A 14,829-nucleotide genomic window follows, 5' to 3' on the forward strand; every position below is an offset into this window, starting at 1 on the left:
TTAGAAATCTCCTTTATGTATTTGTCTGTTACAGGTGCACACATTTGGCGAAAATGCCAAAGCAGTTAGTTATGTATTTTACCATAGAATTGGAAAATTGCAAGAATAACATGAAAAAGGACCAGCCGGGGGAGCTGATCCTTTTTTCGGAGAAGGTATTTCGTTTCTTATGGGGTGTAGCAAAAACTATATAATATATTGGGGGGGTTTACGATTATTAATATAACTCATTCCCACAAAAAAGTGTTCACAAACTTTGGAAAAATCAAAATAAAAAATTGTGCGTTTTACCAGTATAAAAATATTGGTTATAAAAATTAGATAAAAACAGTGTGTGAAGCGGTGGGGATAGGTCATAATATACAAGGTTCTATATCAGGGCTTTTTCTCATAAAGATTACTTAACTACTTTAACAGATCTTTTGAGGAAGCGATTTTATGAATAATACTCCGTATAGTATCCATGCGAATCCGGACTCCATACCGGTTATCCATTCGAACTGGTATCCTCCGGTCGCCGTCACCGAAAAAAATCTTCAGTACGCGCAGATCCTCATGCCGGACTTAGCCGCAGCGGCCAGCGAAATGACCACGGTACACCAATATCTGTATCAGTCCTGGACTGCCGGCAGCAATTATAATAACGAGTCCTGCAAGCCGGATTCCCGCGCCTTACATAAAAACATACGCCGTGTGATCCAGCGCATCGCTGTGGTTGAACAACACCATTTTACCATTATCGGACAGCTCATTACTCTTCTTGGCGGCCAGCCGGAATGCCGTTCGGCGGAGCCGTGTTCGTACTGGCGCGGAAATATGGTAGATTACAGCTGCGATATCCGTACCGTGCTGGCGACAGACGCCGAGTCCGAGAAGTTCGCCGCCCAGGCATATGCCGATCAGTCTCAAAAGATCAAGGACCCTCAGGTATCCAAAATGCTCGCTCGTCTGTCTCTGGACGAGAAGCTGCATTATAAAATATTCAGTGATTTTTTATCGCAAATCTAATCAGAATTGTAGTATATATCGCATTTGAATGTATTGACGTTGTTAACACATTGTGCTATAATCTTATTAAAGGAGATGATAACAATGGCAAAGACATCAAACATAAATATTCGGATTGACCCTGACATTAAAGAGCAGGCCGAGCATTTGTTTTCAAAGTTTGGAATAACGATTACAGATGCAATAAATATGTTTCTTCATCAAAGTATTAACGTTGGCGGAATTCCATTTGAGTTAAAAGTTGAGAAGCCAAATGCGGTTACTTCAGCTGCTATGGATGATGCCGTTAATGGAAAAGATATACATGGTCCCTTTGACAGTGTGGAAGCTTTGATGGAGGATCTCAATGCTTAAAGTCGAGTATCAGGGGCAATTTAAAAAGGATTATAAGCTGGCAGTTAAAAGAGGCTGTAACCCGAAGCTTCTGGCCGATGTAATTACCATGCTGGTAAATGAGAAGCCGCTGCCGCCAAAGTACAAAGACCATAGCTTGGCAGATTCCCGGAATTATAAAGGAATGAGGGAGTGCCACATACAGCCTGACTGGCTGCTGGTATACCAAATCAACAACGAAATGTTAATTCTTCGGTTAATTAGAACCGGTACTCACAGTGATTTGTTCTGAAGGACGCCCTGAACCATTCTGGTTTAGGGCGCTATTGCTTTTTCTGCTAAGTCTGAAGCATTCTCTGCGAGCTTTTGCGGCAGGAAGCTGCTTTTTGCACAATATGTATATTCAATGAGTTGTTTAAGTTGGCGTTTTGTTTTTTTCATATCTTATTTTTTATTCTGAAAACACTGTCGTTCTTTATTGCTAAAATGTGTAATGAACATTCTCCTATCCGGACTGGTGCACCTTCCCGAAATCCCCCCACCCCTTTATTGCAAATTACTAATTTTTCGATCACAGTCGTTAAAAAGAGGACTTGTGTCCTTTTCACATCTACTTTTTGCCTAAAAAATGGCTCGTAAAAATGTGATATTTTCACAAAGTGGATAATATTTCCATAAAAAGGGACATAAGTCCTTTTAAAATAAAAAAACCATTGCTACAATGTGATTATTCCAAAATGAAAAGAGACATAAGCTCCATTGAAAAAGAAAGAGGTGGAATGCATGAATAAGGTTTTAGACATTGTGACATCGAAGGGACTGACGTATGAACAGAAGGTGGTGGCCCTGGCCCATGCGGCGGAGAACAGTCTGGAGGTACTGGAGATACCGGAGAAGACCCGTCACTATATGGAGACCGGAGCCATCTGTGACCTGGACGAAGGCCATGCACCGTACCGGCCAAGATATATCATGCCGGATTACGAAGCGGCGATAAAAAAAGGGTGTGAATTTCTGCAGCTTGACCCGCCGAAGGATCTTGACGAGGTGATTCAGTTCCTGGAGATTTTGTACCGCCATGTGCCCTCCATTACCAGTTATCCCGTTTATCTTGGCAGCATCGACCGCCTGATCGAACCGTTTCTCGAAGGTGTGAGCGATGAGGAAGCGGAGAAAAAGCTGAGATTGTTCCTGATTTATCTGGACCGAACCATTACCGACGGGTTCTGTCATGCAAACCTTGGCCCGGAGGAGACGAGAACCGGACGGATCATCCTGAAGCTGGAAAAAGAGCTTCAAAATGCGGTGCCGAATCTGACACTGAAATATGATCCGGATATTACGCCGGACTCCTATGGAGAACTGGCGCTCTATACCTCCCTTTACTGCGCAAATCCGGCCATCTGCAACCACCGGATGCACAAGGATACGTATGGGGACTACGGCATTTCCAGCTGTTACAACATTCTGCCCATTGGAGGCGGCTCCTACACACTGACGAGAATCGTCCTTCCGAAGCTGGTTCCCGAGGCAGAGAGCAGAGAACAGTTTCTGACGGAGGTCCTTCCGGACTGTCTGCAGCGTATGGGGGACTATATGAACGAGAGAATCCGGTTCCTCGTGGAAGAATCAAATTTCTTCGAGACCTCGTTCCTCTCCAGAGAGGGGTTTATTTCCAGGGATAAATTCCTTGCCATGTTCGGAGTCGTGGGGCTGGCGGAATGCACAAATCTGCTGATGGATGACCCGGATAAGATCTACGGAAGCGATCAGGAAGCGGACCAGCTGGCAGACCAGATCATGCAGGTCATCGCGGAATATGCGGAGACATCGAAGGCGCTTTACTCGGAGGTATTTCATGGCCATTTTGCACTCCACGCGCAGGTCGGCATCGACTCGGACCACGGAATTACGTCCGGAGTGAGGATTCCGGTTGGAATGGAACCGGAACGCATGTATGACCACCTTCGCCACAGCGCGCGTTTCCATCGCTTTTTCCCGACCGGATGCGCGGATATCTTTTCCTTTGACCCAACCGGCAGAAATAATCCGGCGGCCATGCTGGATATCGTTAAGGGGGCATTTTCCCTGGGGGATAAATACATAAGCTTTTATGCGTCGGACAGCGATTTAGTCCGGATTACCGGCTATCTGGTGAAACGGAGCGAGATGGAAAAATATTACGAGGGCGAGGCGGTGCTTCAGAATACGGTGTATCTCGGAGGAGATAACTACCGGAATGCACATCTGGAAAACAGGAAGGTGAGGGCGCTATGAGCATGGTCCCTCCCGAGGCCGTGATTAATAAGATTATTCCATTAAGCGTTGTGGACGGTCCGGGCTGCCGCACCTCCGTATTCGTCCAGGGCTGCAATATCGCCTGCGCCTATTGCCACAACCCTGAGACACAGCAGTTGTGCAGCGGCTGCGGCCTCTGTGTCAGCCAGTGCCCGGCGGGAGCGCTGTCGATTCAGGTAAATGGAGGAGACGAGCCGGAGGGCGGAGAAGCACGGAATGGCGGAGCAGTATCGAAGGAATATAAGCATGACAGCGTAATCTGGGATGAGAGCCTTTGTATGCAGTGCGATACCTGTATTCGCGTCTGTCCCAGCCATGCGTCTCCAAAGGTGCGCCGGATGAGCGCAGAAGACGTGTGGAAGGAAATTGAAAAAAACATGCCGTTTATCCAGGGAATCACCGTTTCCGGAGGTGAATGTGCCTTGTATCCGGAGTTCCTCACAGAGTTGTTCCGGCGGGCAGGAAAAGCGGGGCTTTCCTGTTTCCTGGACAGCAACGGCTGTGTGGATTTGTCCCAATATCCACGGCTCATGCAGGTGACGGATCAGGTGATGTTAGATGTAAAGGCGTGGGATCACAAAGTCTTTGGACGGCTGACAGGCGGAGATGTTTCCATAGTAAAGAAGAATCTTAAATATCTGGCGGAACACGGAAAATTATTCGAAGTGCGGCTGGTCTGCCTGGACTCGGAGCACGAGGGGGAAAACCGGCAGGAACGGGTTCCCGAAGTGGATATGGAGGCGGTCATCGCAGGCGTATCCCGGGAAGCAGCTCCCTATTTGAAGGAGTTCCGGCTGAAGCTGATCACCTTCCGTCAATATGGAGTGACTGGAAGTCTTAAGGAGGCGAAAAGTCCGTCCCGGGAACGCATGGAAGCGCTTAAGAATTTGGCGGTCAGATACGGGTTTCAGGATATTCAGGTTGTATAAAGGATCGTACAGGGTAAAAAACTATACGTGACTATAAATTAAAAAATGCAGATGGAGGAATTGGCATTATGAAACTCAGAAAAGGAATTGTATTTGGATTAACGGCGGCAATGGCACTGTCTCTTACAGCATGCGGAGGCGCAAAGACAGGAAGTACAACAGCGGAAAGTGCAAAGACAGAGAACACAGAAAATGCAGGCGGTGGGACATCGGAAGGCAAGAGCAGCTTTTCTGTTGCGATGATCACGGACACGGGCGGAATCAACGACCAGTCCTTCAACCAGTCGGCATGGGAAGGTCTGACCGAGTTAAAAGAAGAAAAAGGAGTAGAAGTTAACTATATTGAATCAAAACAGGCGTCGGATTTCGTTACGAACCTGGAGAGGCTGGGAGACAACGGCGCCAACCTTTTATGGGGCGTGGGCTACGCCTGTGCGGATGCAGTACTGGAAGCAGCGGACAGCAATCCGGATATTCAGTATGCAATTATTGACAATGCCTATGATGATACGCCGGACAACGTAACGGGAGTAATGTTCCGGGCTGAGGAGCCCTCCTTTATGGTCGGTTACGTGGCGGGCCGTATGACGGAGACCGGCAAGGTCGGCTTCGTGGGAGGCATATCTTCCGGTCTGATTGACCAGTTCCAGTACGGTTATGAGGCGGGCGTCAAGTACGCGGCAAAGGAACTGGGCAGGGATATCGATATTTCCGTTCAGTATGCGGAAAGCTTCAGCGATGCGGCGAAAGGAAAAGCCATTGCCACAAAGATGTATTCAGACGGCTGTGACGTGATTTACCATGCCGCAGGCGGAAGCGGAACCGGCGTGATCGAGGCTGCAAAGGAAGCGGACAAATGGGTAATCGGCGTGGATAGAGACCAGGCTTACTTAGCGCCGGAAAACGTTCTGACATCAGCGCTTAAGCTGGTTGGTAAAGCTGTTAAGGAAGTTTCCATCGAAGCAATGGAAGGCGAAACGATTGGCGGACAGACACTGACATTCGGCTTAAAGGAGGACTGTGTAGGCATTCCGGAAGAACACGGCAACATGGCGGACGGCGTTTATGAGGATACGCTGAAGGTAGCGGAATCCATCAAAAACGGGGAACTGGTTCCGCCAACCACAAAAGAAACGTACGAAGCATTCATAGCAGAATAGGGACGAATGATTTTACACCGCAGTACCAGCAGGGCTGCGGTGTAAAAATGAAAGGAGAAATCGAGATGGCCACGGTGAGCAGCGACTATGCGGTTCAGATGCATGGGATCACAAAGCGTTTCGGGGCATTTTACGCTTTGAAAAATATGAATCTGGACGTAAAAAAGGGCAGCATCCATTCCCTTCTGGGTGAAAATGGGGCAGGAAAAAGTACACTGATGAATGTGCTGTACGGTCTTTATCAGGCCGACGAGGGCGATATTTACATAGGCGGAAAGAAGAAGGATATTAAAAATCCCAATACGGCGATCATGAGCGGCATCGGTATGGTTCATCAGCACTTTATGCTGGTAGAGGATTTTACGGTGACGCAGAACATCATTCTTGGCAATGAGACCACTTCCCACGCAGGAATCGTGGATATGAAAAGGGCCAGAAAACAGATTCTGGAAATCGTCGAAAAGTATGGTCTGGAGGTTGATCCGGATGCAAAAATCAGTGATATTTCCGTGGGAATGCAGCAGCGAGTGGAGATTTTAAAAGCCTTGTACCGGGGAGCTGAACTGCTGATCCTGGATGAGCCTACTGCGGTGCTGACTCCTCAGGAAATCGAAGATCTTCTTTCCATCATGCACAATCTGGTGGATGACGGAAAAGCCATCATTATTATCACCCACAAGCTAAAGGAAATCAAGGCGTCCTCCGATACCTGCACAATCATTCGCCGCGGAGAGTATATCAATACCATATCGGTCGAAGAGGTGACGGAGCAGGAGCTGGCAACGCTCATGGTGGGCCATGAGGTGAAGCTGGTGGTGGACAAGACACCTGCAAAGCCCGGGGAAACCGTGTTGGAGATTAAAGATCTGGTTGTGAAGAACGAGAGGAAGCTGGACGCGGTAAAGGGGCTTAACTTAACCGTGCGGAAGGGCGAGATCGTGGGGATTGCGGGTATCGACGGCAACGGCCAGAAGGAACTGGTAGAAGCGATTAACTGTCTCGTGCCCGCGGAGAAGGGAACCATTACAGTCAATGGAAAAGCGGTTGGCAACACAAATCCGCGCACCGTCATCGACAGTGGGATCAGCACGATACCGGAGGACCGGCAGAAACGCGGCCTGGTACTGGATTTCACGGTCAATGAGAACGCGGTGCTGGAGAGATACCGCCAGGAACCATTTTCCAGAAAAGGTATTCTGAATAAGAGGGAGATGGAGCTGTTCACCAAAAAACTGATCGGGGAATTTGACGTCAGGCCGGAGGACTGTGGTTCGAAGCGGGCAGGCGGCTTATCTGGAGGAAACCAGCAGAAGGTCATTATCGGCCGTGAAATCTCCATGAACCCGGATGTGCTGATTGCGGTTCAACCCACCCGCGGACTGGATGTGGGAGCCATCGAGACCGTGCATAAGACACTGATCCGCGAGCGCGACAAGGGAAAGGCGGTGCTCCTCATTTCTTTTGAGCTGGATGAGGTAATGAATGTCTCTGATACCATTGCGGTGATCTACGATGGAAAAATCCAGGATACGTTTCCACAGGGGACCGTGGATGAAAATACGATTGGCCTGTTGATGGCAGGAGGAAAGAATCATGAATAAAACTGTTCATATTTTGAAAAAGCCGCTCACGATGACCCTGATTGCCATCTTTTTTGGGTTTTTGGTCGCCGGAATCATTCTGGCTGCGGTCGGATATCCGCCTGTTCAGTCGCTGGGCGTTCTGTTAAACGGTGTTTTTTCGAGTCCCAAGCATATGTCTAACGTGATTATCAAAAGCACGCCTCTGATTCTGACCGGAATCGGAGTGGCCTTTGCATTTAAAACCGGCCTCTTTAACATCGGTGCGGAGGGGCAGTTTATTATGGGCTGTGTCGCGGCCACCGTGGTCGGAATTGTCTGTGATTTCCCACCGGTGATTCAGATCCCCCTGGTGCTGGGAGCGGGAGTAGCGGCAGGCGCGGTATACGGAGGAATTGCAGGCTTTCTGAAAGCAAAATTCGGTATCCATGAGGTTCTCACCAGCATCATGCTCAACTGGATTGCGCTCTATTTCTCCAACTATGTGTGCGGACTGGAGCGCTTCCATAAGCCGGACACCATCGGAACGTATGCGATCAACCGTTCCGGCTATACGATGATTCTGGGAAATTACAAGGCGACGGAAGGCGGGAAGGCCGCACTGATGCAAAATGAATTCCTGAAAAATACGCTTTTAAAGACAGACGTCAACGCCGGATTTCTCATTGCCATCATCCTTGCCGTGCTCGTATCTTTTCTGCTTTACAAGACGGCAAAGGGATTTGAGCTTCGCGCGGTCGGCGCAAACCGGTTTGCGGCGGAGTTTACGGGAATTAATGTGAACCGGAATATCCTGCATTCCATGCTGATTTCCGGCGCGATCTGCGGGCTGGCGGCAGCTCTTTACATAACAGGCAACTCTCCCCACGGAATCGCTACACTGGCGGCATTTGAGAATACCGGTTTTAATGGGCTGGCAGTCTGTCTGATCGCGGCAAGCTCTCCGGTTGGCTGTATCTTTGCGGGACTTCTGTTCGGCGGTCTCATTTATGGCGGCCAGACACTGCAGTACGAGGTGGGCGCACCGTCCGAGATTATCAACATTGTCATCGGCATTATCGTGTTCTTTGTTGCGCTGACCCATATTATTCCGCCGCTGGTGGAACGTCTGTCAAAGGGAGGAAAAAAACATGATTAACAGTCTGACATTGTTTATCGGCATTACACTGATGTATTCAACTCCTCTGGTTTTCGCCGCACTGGGCGGAGTCGTGTCAGAGAGGTCCGGAGTGACAAACCTGGGGATTGAGGGAATGATGACAATCGGAGCGGTCACGGGAGCTACGGTGGGATATTACTCGGGAAGCGCCTGGGCCGGATTTATCGCCGCGGGGCTGGCAGGCGGACTGATTGCGCTTCTCCATGCGTTTGCCGCCATTACCTGCAAAGCGGACCAGACGATCTCCGGAATTGCCATTAACTTAATCGGACCGGGTGTGGCGCTCTTCGTCTGCCGGCTGTTATTCGACGGTGCGACCATGTCGCAGCCGGTACCAAACAAGATTCCCAAGCTGTTCGGAGGACTGAAAGTACAGGGGGCTCTTCAGAATTTAAATGTGGATGTGACCGTTGTTCTCGCGCTTTTGCTGGCTGTGTTCATCTGGTTCTTTCTGTATAAGACAAAATGGGGTCTTCACATCCGGGCCGTGGGGGAACATCCGGCTGCTGCCGATACCATGGGTATCAATGTGTATGTGATCCGCTACATCTGTGTTCTGGTTTCCGGATTGTTAGCGGGATTTGGCGGAGCCGCCATGACTCTGGCCATTATTCCGCAGTTTACGCCGACCGCTATCAGCGGCCAGGGATTTATCGCGCTGGCGGCCGTTATTTTCGGTAAGTGGACGCCACACGGGGCGTATGGCGCATGTCTTCTGTTCGGCGCGGCCCAGGCGCTGACGGTAACGCTGGGAGGCGGGAACTTCGCAGTCCCGTCACAGATTCTCGCTATGCTGCCGTATTTTATTACGATTGTGATTCTAATTCTCTTTGTTGGCAAGTCCTCTGCACCTAAGGCAAGCGGCCAGCCGTACGAGAAGGGAGCCAGATAAAATTGAAGGGGACGCCTGCCGCCAGTCCAATCCGCCAGTCTGCTCCGCCTGGAACGGGAATGGGACTTTGGCGGCGGTGTGAGGAAAAAGCCGGAAGCCGGCGGGCAGAAGACGGCTCATGTTTCCTGAGTGGACGGGACTAAGGGCGGGCAGGGGCCAAACGGGGGTACCGGGCAATTCGACCGAACTCTTGATGAGTTCGCTCTCAGTGCCCTCAGATTTTCGTCCTGTAAACGAAAATCTGCCCCCCGTTTGCCCCCTGCCCGCCCTAAGTCCCGCCACACTCCGGAAAAAATCGCCGTCTTCTGCCCGCCGGCTTCCGCCTTTTTCCGGCCAGGGTACGGAAAAGTCCCCTTCCCGTCCCAGGCGGAGCAGACTGGCGGATTGGACTGGCGTCAGGCTGGGGATGGTAAGTCATAGAGGGAAAATATTAAAAAAATTTATGAGGAACAGTAGACTTTTTTTGTGAAATGATGCAAACTAGAGGGAGAGGATAGCGAGGATGGATGAAGGAGGTAGACCATGAATGATGTTGTATCTTTGATCAACGAGCTGCGCAGCGAAGAACGCGAGTATCTGAATAATTATCTGGCAAACGCGCCTAAGTGGCTGTTGGAAGCATTTCAGATCGTGCGTCTGAAGAAGGGAACCACGTTCATCCATGAAAACGCGCATGTGGACACTGTATACATTCTGGTAGAGGGAATTGTGAAGGCGACGGATTACCGCATTCAGGAGGTGGCATACGATTACACGCGATTTTATCCCATCGAGGTGTTCGGGGCCATGGAATTTCTCATGGGATACGATTTATATAAGACGACCTTAATGACGGAGACGGACTGCCGCTTCCTCTGCGTGTCCAAGGACCAGTTCAGCCGTTGGATGCTGACGGATATCCACGCGGTGCTGGAACAGGTGAAGGCTATGAGCGTTTATCTCGTGGAGCAGGTGAGGAAGGAGCGTCTCTTTCTCTTCCTTCAGGGAATCGACCGGCTTTTTCTTCTGTTTATGCAGATATACCGGGATTCAGCCAGACGGGGTGTCTGCCGGATTCATTTGACGAGAAAGGATTTGTCCAACAGTACGGGGCTGTGTGTGAAGACGGTAAACCGGTGCGTAAGCCAGATGGAGGAAGAGGGATACATTTCCCGGGAGGGAAGGGGAATCTTAATCAGTGAAGAACAGTACCAGAGAATTAAATCGGCTATGGCGGATAAGATAGATGAGAATGATATATAACGGATTGAGAGAAAGGGAGGTCATTTATGACAAACTATTCGGAAAACGAAGGGAAACAGTATCATATCCAGGTGGGAAGAGGTGATGTGGGCCGGTACGTTATTATGCCGGGCGACCCGAAGCGGTGCGCGCTTATTGCGAAATATTTTGACGATCCAAAGCTGATCGCGGACAACCGGGAGTATGTGACGTATACCGGAACGCTTGACGGAACGCCTGTCAGCGTTACCTCCACTGGAATCGGCGGACCGTCGGCTTCGATCGCCATGGAAGAGCTGGTGATGTCGGGGGCGGATACCTTTATCCGTATCGGCACCTGCGGCGGGATGGATATCAATGTTAAGAGCGGGGACCTGGTGATTGCCAATGGAGCTATCCGCATGGAGGGCACCAGCCGCGAATATGCGCCTATCGAATTTCCGGCGGTTCCCGATTTTGATGTGACGAACGCCCTGGCAGCGGCGGCGAAGAAGCTGGAAAAACCGTATCACGTCGGCGTCGTCCAGTGCAAGGATTCTTTCTATGGCCAGCATTCACCGGAGACGAAGCCGGTATCGTATGAGCTGATGAATAAGTGGAACGCCTGGCTGCGTCTGGGCTGCAAGGCTTCTGAGATGGAGTCGGCGGCGCTGTTTATTGTGGCCAGCGCGCTGAAGGTGAGAGCGGGATCGGTATTTCTCGTTATGGCTAACCAGGAGAGGGCAAAGGAAGGGCTTGAGAACCCGATCGTCCATGACACGGATGCGGCCATCCGGACAGCTGTCGAGGCTATTCGGATGATGATTCAGGAAGAAAACAGCAGAAATTGAGAAGGAGACAGGCAAATGAGTATGATACCAACAGCCCACAACGGGGCGAAACAGGGAGAGATAGCGAAGACAGTACTGATGCCGGGCGACCCTCTGCGTGCAAAATATATTGCGGAGACGTATTTGGAAAATCCGGTGCTGGTGACATCGGTGCGCAACATGTTCGGTTATACCGGAACGTATAAGGGAAGAGAGATCTCCGTCATGGGCGGCGGAATGGGAATGCCGTCTGTGGGCATTTACACGTATGAGCTGTTCCATTTCTATGGCGTGGAGCAGATTATCCGCATCGGTTCCGCAGGAGCCTTACAGGATGGGGTAAAGCTTATGGACGTGGTAATCGGCATGGGCGCCTGCACGGATTCCAACTATGCTTATCAGTACGGCCTCCCTGGGACATTTGCCCCTATTGCTGACTACGGTCTGCTGGCGAAAGCGGTGGATACGGCGAAAGCACAGGGGACCCATGTGGTGGTAGGCAATATCCTTTCTTCCGACATTTTCTATAACGCGGACACTACCGTAAATGACAAGTGGCGCAGTATGGGCGTATTGGCCGTGGAGATGGAAGCTGCCGCGCTGTATATGAACGCCGCGGCTGCGGGAAAGAAAGCGCTTTGTATGCTGACAATCTCGGATCTGATCTACGGCGAGGAGAAATTAAGCGCCGAGGAGCGCCAGCTGGGATTCGGTAAGATGATGGAGATTGCTCTGGAACTGTAAGGAGGCACAGGAGGAAAATATGGACGGAAAAGAAACGTTAAAGTATGTGGATCATACGCTGCTGACCCAGACGGCAACCTGGGAAGAAATCAGGAAGATCTGTGATGAGGCCATGGAATTTGGGACCGCGTCGGTCTGCATTCCTCCTTCCTATGTGAAGGCGGCCAAAGAATATATGAAGGACCGCATGGCGGTCTGCACGGTGATCGGTTTTCCGAACGGTTATTCCACGACCGCGGTAAAAGCGTATGAGACAAAGGACGCGATTGCGAACGGAGCCGATGAGATTGACATGGTCATCAACATCGGCTGGGTGAAAGACGGCAGATACGACCGCGTGGAGGAGGAGATCCGCACGTTAAAGGAATGCTGCAAAGATAAGACATTAAAGGTCATCATCGAGACCTGCCTTCTCACCGATGAGGAGAAGATCCGTATGTGCGAGGTCGTAACCCGTTCCGGCGCGGACTTTATCAAGACATCCACCGGATTTTCCAAAGCGGGAGCAACCTTTGACGATGTGGCTCTTTTCAAGGCTCATGTGGGAAAAGAGGTAAAGATCAAAGCCGCAGGCGGCATCTCGTCGCTCTCAGATGCGGAAAGGTTCCTGGAGCTGGGCGCGGAGCGCCTGGGAACCAGCCGGATGATCAAGCTGGTAAAGCAGGAGAAGAGTGACGGCGGATATTAAGGGCGGCACTAGACTGTTTGGTAGAGGAAAGGAGGCCGTTATGGATTGTACGGAGAGAATGGCTGCGCTTAGGACAAAGCTTCCCGCTGAGGAGATGATATCCCAGGCATTTTCGGCCATGGCGAAGGCCTACGCCCCTTATTCCGGATTTAAAGTCGGAGCAGCGCTGCTCACGGCTGACGGAATAATCTATCAGGGCTGCAACATTGAAAACGCGGCGTATACCCCCAGCAACTGTGCGGAACGGACGGCGTTCTTCAAGGCGGTCAGCGAAGGGGTGAGAGAGTTTACTGCGATCTGTATCGTCGGCGGGAAGGATGGTGTCCCGGAAGGATTGACGGCTCCCTGCGGCGTCTGCCGCCAGGTGATGATGGAATTCTGCGACCCGGAGACGTTTCAGATTATTCTGCCTTCCAGCAGGGAGGAGTATGAAATCTTTACGCTGAAGGAATTGCTGCCGATCGGGTTCGGACCAAAGAATTTGCTGTAGAGATGGAAAGAGCGGTAATTAAAAGCTGGTAAAAAAGAAAAATAACGAATAATAAAGAGTAACAAAGAATAGAAGAAGCGCTTTTCCGGTCATGGTTGCACCGGAAAAGCGCTTCTTTTTAAAATCCTAAAGATTCTCCAACGAGAATGACTTTGATACGGCCTTTGACTCTCTGGCGTCCGAGCACCAGATAATTGCAGCAGCGCCTTGCATCACACATGCATCCGGAAGCCATGTTCTTCTGGTCGGCCGCGATGCAGCTTCCCAAACGGGCGCAGGGCGCATCCAGGCCTCTTCTTTTTACAATGGCAGGTACGGTGACGGTTTTGACACGATAGACGGCGGCCTCGATATCCGCCGCTATTTTGTTGATACCGGCTACAATAATAACGCTGTCGGGACCGAATACGAGCGGCGCGATCCGGTTGCTTAATCCGTCAACCTGATAGATCTCCCCGTTCTTTGTAATTGCATTAGCAGAGCAGAGAAACACGTCGGAACGAAATGCTTCTGTCAGACGGTCCTTCCTTTCCCGGTCCGATAGTCCGTCTTCATAGCGGTCGATAAAATGGTAGCGCCCGTTCTGTACCAGCTCCAGCACGCCGGTCTCTTCCAGCGTGACCGATCCGCCGACGGCAATGGTATCCCCCTCTTTTAACAGGGAGGCAACCGCAGCGGCGGCCTCTTCCTTGTGAGGAACATACTGCACGTCCATATTATTTTTCCGCAGACCGTCCATGACGGTCTGAATACAATCAGATGAAATCTCTGTAAGGGAATTCTGCATTCTATCTCCTAACGTTTGATATAGGTCAGCTGATACTTGGGTGAGTTCAGGATCAGCTCCGTGTAATCCATAATCTGCCCGTTCTCCAGATGTGTCACATTAGCCGCCTTGATGATGGGGGTGTTCTGCGCAATTCCAAAAAGCTCCGCCACCTCCTTCGAGGGGTGAATCGGAGTCACGGCGTGGTGGCTGTAGGCGATCTTGATCCCCTTGACCTTTTCAAAATACTGGTATTTGGAGGATTCCAGAATCTGAATGGAGATGTCAGGATACAGCCTGGCGGACATATAGGTGGTCTCCAGCTGAAGCAGTTCTCCGTCGCCATAGCGCTGGCGGTGAATGTAGTAAATCGGGTCTTCCTTTTCGATTCCCAATATGGAGGCGATATTGGCGGGGGACTTCTGTAATGTAAACACATCGACCTTCGTCGTCGGCTCCAGCCCCTGTTCTCTCATTAAGTCCGTAAAGCCCTGGATCGGCGGCGGGTTTTGCGTGACGGCGGATCGGCTCACGAAAGTTCCGACACCAGCCACTCTCTGGAGAATGCCTTTGGCCACCAGATTGTCCGTGGCCTTGCGTACCGTAACTCTGGAAACGTGGTAGGTGGCCGACAATTCCAGCTCCGTGGGAATCAAGTCTCCCTTTTTGTAGTATCCAAGATTAATCTGCTCCAGCAAATCATTTTCTATCTGTCTGTATTGGGCAATTCTTTTTTCTGCCATATTATCACC

At 50.6% G+C, this 14,829-nt stretch carries 16 protein-coding genes; 14 read left to right on the forward strand and 2 right to left on the reverse strand.

Going from position 1 to position 14,829, the window contains the following annotated elements; translation table 11 throughout:
- The first annotated feature begins 438 nt into the window (after positions 1-438).
- The 14 genes from M1L66_RS05790 to M1L66_RS05855 all read left to right on the forward strand — a co-directional run bounded on the left by M1L66_RS05790 (position 439) and on the right by M1L66_RS05855 (position 13,311).
- A complete protein-coding gene (locus M1L66_RS05790) occupies positions 439-1,008 on the forward strand; it encodes a ferritin-like domain-containing protein (protein ID WP_025529219.1) in 570 nt (189 codons plus the stop codon).
- 84 nt (positions 1,009-1,092) lie between these two features.
- Positions 1,093-1,362 carry a type II toxin-antitoxin system RelB/DinJ family antitoxin gene (locus M1L66_RS05795; RefSeq protein WP_055659015.1) on the forward strand — a complete coding sequence of 90 codons (270 nt, stop codon included), beginning with the start codon at positions 1,093-1,095 and terminating at the stop codon, positions 1,360-1,362.
- The gene (locus M1L66_RS05800) at positions 1,355-1,633 is read left to right on the forward strand and encodes a type II toxin-antitoxin system YafQ family toxin (RefSeq protein ID WP_187023242.1); all 279 of its coding nucleotides are present in this window, start codon (positions 1,355-1,357) and stop codon (positions 1,631-1,633) included. Before M1L66_RS05795 ends, M1L66_RS05800 begins: the two co-directional genes overlap by 8 nt.
- Positions 1,634-2,124: 491 nt before the next feature.
- Positions 2,125-3,618: a YjjI family glycine radical enzyme gene (locus tag M1L66_RS05805; RefSeq protein WP_187023241.1), complete on the forward strand. Its 1,494-nt coding sequence runs from the start codon at positions 2,125-2,127 to the stop codon at positions 3,616-3,618.
- Entirely contained in the window at positions 3,615-4,568 is a 954-nt protein-coding gene (locus M1L66_RS05810) for a YjjW family glycine radical enzyme activase (RefSeq protein ID WP_434691486.1), read from the forward strand. The genes M1L66_RS05805 and M1L66_RS05810 overlap by 4 nt, the downstream gene beginning before the upstream one ends.
- 68 nt (positions 4,569-4,636) lie before the next feature.
- Entirely contained in the window at positions 4,637-5,728 is a 1,092-nt protein-coding gene (locus tag M1L66_RS05815) for a BMP family ABC transporter substrate-binding protein (RefSeq protein ID WP_187023239.1), read from the forward strand.
- 65 nt (positions 5,729-5,793) lie between these two features.
- On the forward strand, positions 5,794-7,329 hold the full coding sequence (locus M1L66_RS05820; RefSeq protein ID WP_270811403.1) for an ABC transporter ATP-binding protein: 1,536 nt from the start codon (positions 5,794-5,796) through the stop codon (positions 7,327-7,329).
- Positions 7,322-8,446, forward strand: coding sequence for an ABC transporter permease (locus M1L66_RS05825; RefSeq protein WP_187023238.1), 1,125 nt, complete (start codon positions 7,322-7,324; stop codon positions 8,444-8,446). The genes M1L66_RS05820 and M1L66_RS05825 overlap by 8 nt, the downstream gene beginning before the upstream one ends.
- Positions 8,439-9,359 carry an ABC transporter permease gene (locus M1L66_RS05830; RefSeq protein ID WP_110323911.1) on the forward strand — a complete coding sequence of 307 codons (921 nt, stop codon included), beginning with the start codon at positions 8,439-8,441 and terminating at the stop codon, positions 9,357-9,359. The genes M1L66_RS05825 and M1L66_RS05830 overlap by 8 nt, the downstream gene beginning before the upstream one ends.
- A 522-nt stretch (positions 9,360-9,881) precedes the next feature.
- Positions 9,882-10,601, forward strand: a complete 720-nt coding sequence (locus tag M1L66_RS05835; protein ID WP_002601355.1) for a Crp/Fnr family transcriptional regulator — start codon at positions 9,882-9,884, stop codon at positions 10,599-10,601.
- A 26-nt stretch (positions 10,602-10,627) separates the two neighbouring features.
- On the forward strand, positions 10,628-11,410 hold the full coding sequence (udp, locus tag M1L66_RS05840) for a uridine phosphorylase (RefSeq protein ID WP_187023237.1): 783 nt from the start codon (positions 10,628-10,630) through the stop codon (positions 11,408-11,410).
- A 15-nt stretch (positions 11,411-11,425) separates the two neighbouring features.
- The gene (deoD, locus tag M1L66_RS05845; protein ID WP_187023236.1) at positions 11,426-12,133 is read left to right on the forward strand and encodes a purine-nucleoside phosphorylase; all 708 of its coding nucleotides are present in this window, start codon (positions 11,426-11,428) and stop codon (positions 12,131-12,133) included.
- 19 nt (positions 12,134-12,152) lie between these two features.
- Entirely contained in the window at positions 12,153-12,821 is a 669-nt protein-coding gene (deoC, locus tag M1L66_RS05850; protein ID WP_434691493.1) for a deoxyribose-phosphate aldolase, read from the forward strand.
- A gap of 40 nt (positions 12,822-12,861) precedes the next feature.
- Positions 12,862-13,311: a cytidine deaminase gene (locus M1L66_RS05855; protein ID WP_434691495.1), complete on the forward strand. Its 450-nt coding sequence runs from the start codon at positions 12,862-12,864 to the stop codon at positions 13,309-13,311.
- 118 nt (positions 13,312-13,429) lie between these two features.
- On the opposite strand, the gene M1L66_RS05860 is transcribed toward M1L66_RS05855, so the two are convergent.
- Together M1L66_RS05860 and M1L66_RS05865 are read right to left on the reverse strand one after the other, a co-directional pair.
- The gene (locus M1L66_RS05860; protein ID WP_187023233.1) at positions 13,430-14,098 is read right to left on the reverse strand and encodes a lactate utilization protein; all 669 of its coding nucleotides are present in this window, start codon (positions 14,096-14,098) and stop codon (positions 13,430-13,432) included.
- An 8-nt stretch (positions 14,099-14,106) separates the two neighbouring features.
- Positions 14,107-14,820 (reverse strand): GntR family transcriptional regulator, encoded by a 714-nt coding sequence (locus tag M1L66_RS05865; protein WP_029467397.1) that lies wholly within the window; start codon positions 14,818-14,820, stop codon positions 14,107-14,109.
- Between the last annotated feature and the right edge of the window lie 9 nt (positions 14,821-14,829).

It is taken from the genome of Hungatella sp. SB206, from assembly GCF_051132295.1.
In the GTDB taxonomy this organism is placed as follows: domain Bacteria; phylum Bacillota; class Clostridia; order Lachnospirales; family Lachnospiraceae; genus Hungatella; species Hungatella effluvii.

Bases quoted from the DNA above. Each gene is read 5' to 3' on its own strand.
- M1L66_RS05790 (WP_025529219.1), top strand. From the start codon at position 439: ATGAATAATACTCCGTATAGTATCCATGCGAATCCGGACTCCATACCG.
- M1L66_RS05795 (WP_055659015.1), top strand. From the start codon at position 1,093: ATGGCAAAGACATCAAACATAAATATTCGGATTGACCCTGACATTAAA.
- M1L66_RS05800 (WP_187023242.1), top strand. From the start codon at position 1,355: ATGCTTAAAGTCGAGTATCAGGGGCAATTTAAAAAGGATTATAAGCTG.
- M1L66_RS05805 (WP_187023241.1), top strand. From the start codon at position 2,125: ATGAATAAGGTTTTAGACATTGTGACATCGAAGGGACTGACGTATGAA.
- M1L66_RS05810 (WP_434691486.1), top strand. From the start codon at position 3,615: ATGAGCATGGTCCCTCCCGAGGCCGTGATTAATAAGATTATTCCATTA.
- M1L66_RS05815 (WP_187023239.1), top strand. From the start codon at position 4,637: ATGAAACTCAGAAAAGGAATTGTATTTGGATTAACGGCGGCAATGGCA.
- M1L66_RS05820 (WP_270811403.1), top strand. From the start codon at position 5,794: ATGGCCACGGTGAGCAGCGACTATGCGGTTCAGATGCATGGGATCACA.
- M1L66_RS05825 (WP_187023238.1), top strand. From the start codon at position 7,322: ATGAATAAAACTGTTCATATTTTGAAAAAGCCGCTCACGATGACCCTG.
- M1L66_RS05830 (WP_110323911.1), top strand. From the start codon at position 8,439: ATGATTAACAGTCTGACATTGTTTATCGGCATTACACTGATGTATTCA.
- M1L66_RS05835 (WP_002601355.1), top strand. From the start codon at position 9,882: ATGAATGATGTTGTATCTTTGATCAACGAGCTGCGCAGCGAAGAACGC.
- udp (WP_187023237.1), top strand. From the start codon at position 10,628: ATGACAAACTATTCGGAAAACGAAGGGAAACAGTATCATATCCAGGTG.
- deoD (WP_187023236.1), top strand. From the start codon at position 11,426: ATGAGTATGATACCAACAGCCCACAACGGGGCGAAACAGGGAGAGATA.
- deoC (WP_434691493.1), top strand. From the start codon at position 12,153: ATGGACGGAAAAGAAACGTTAAAGTATGTGGATCATACGCTGCTGACC.
- M1L66_RS05855 (WP_434691495.1), top strand. From the start codon at position 12,862: ATGGATTGTACGGAGAGAATGGCTGCGCTTAGGACAAAGCTTCCCGCT.
- M1L66_RS05860 (WP_187023233.1), bottom strand. From the start codon at position 14,098: ATGCAGAATTCCCTTACAGAGATTTCATCTGATTGTATTCAGACCGTC.
- M1L66_RS05865 (WP_029467397.1), bottom strand. From the start codon at position 14,820: ATGGCAGAAAAAAGAATTGCCCAATACAGACAGATAGAAAATGATTTG.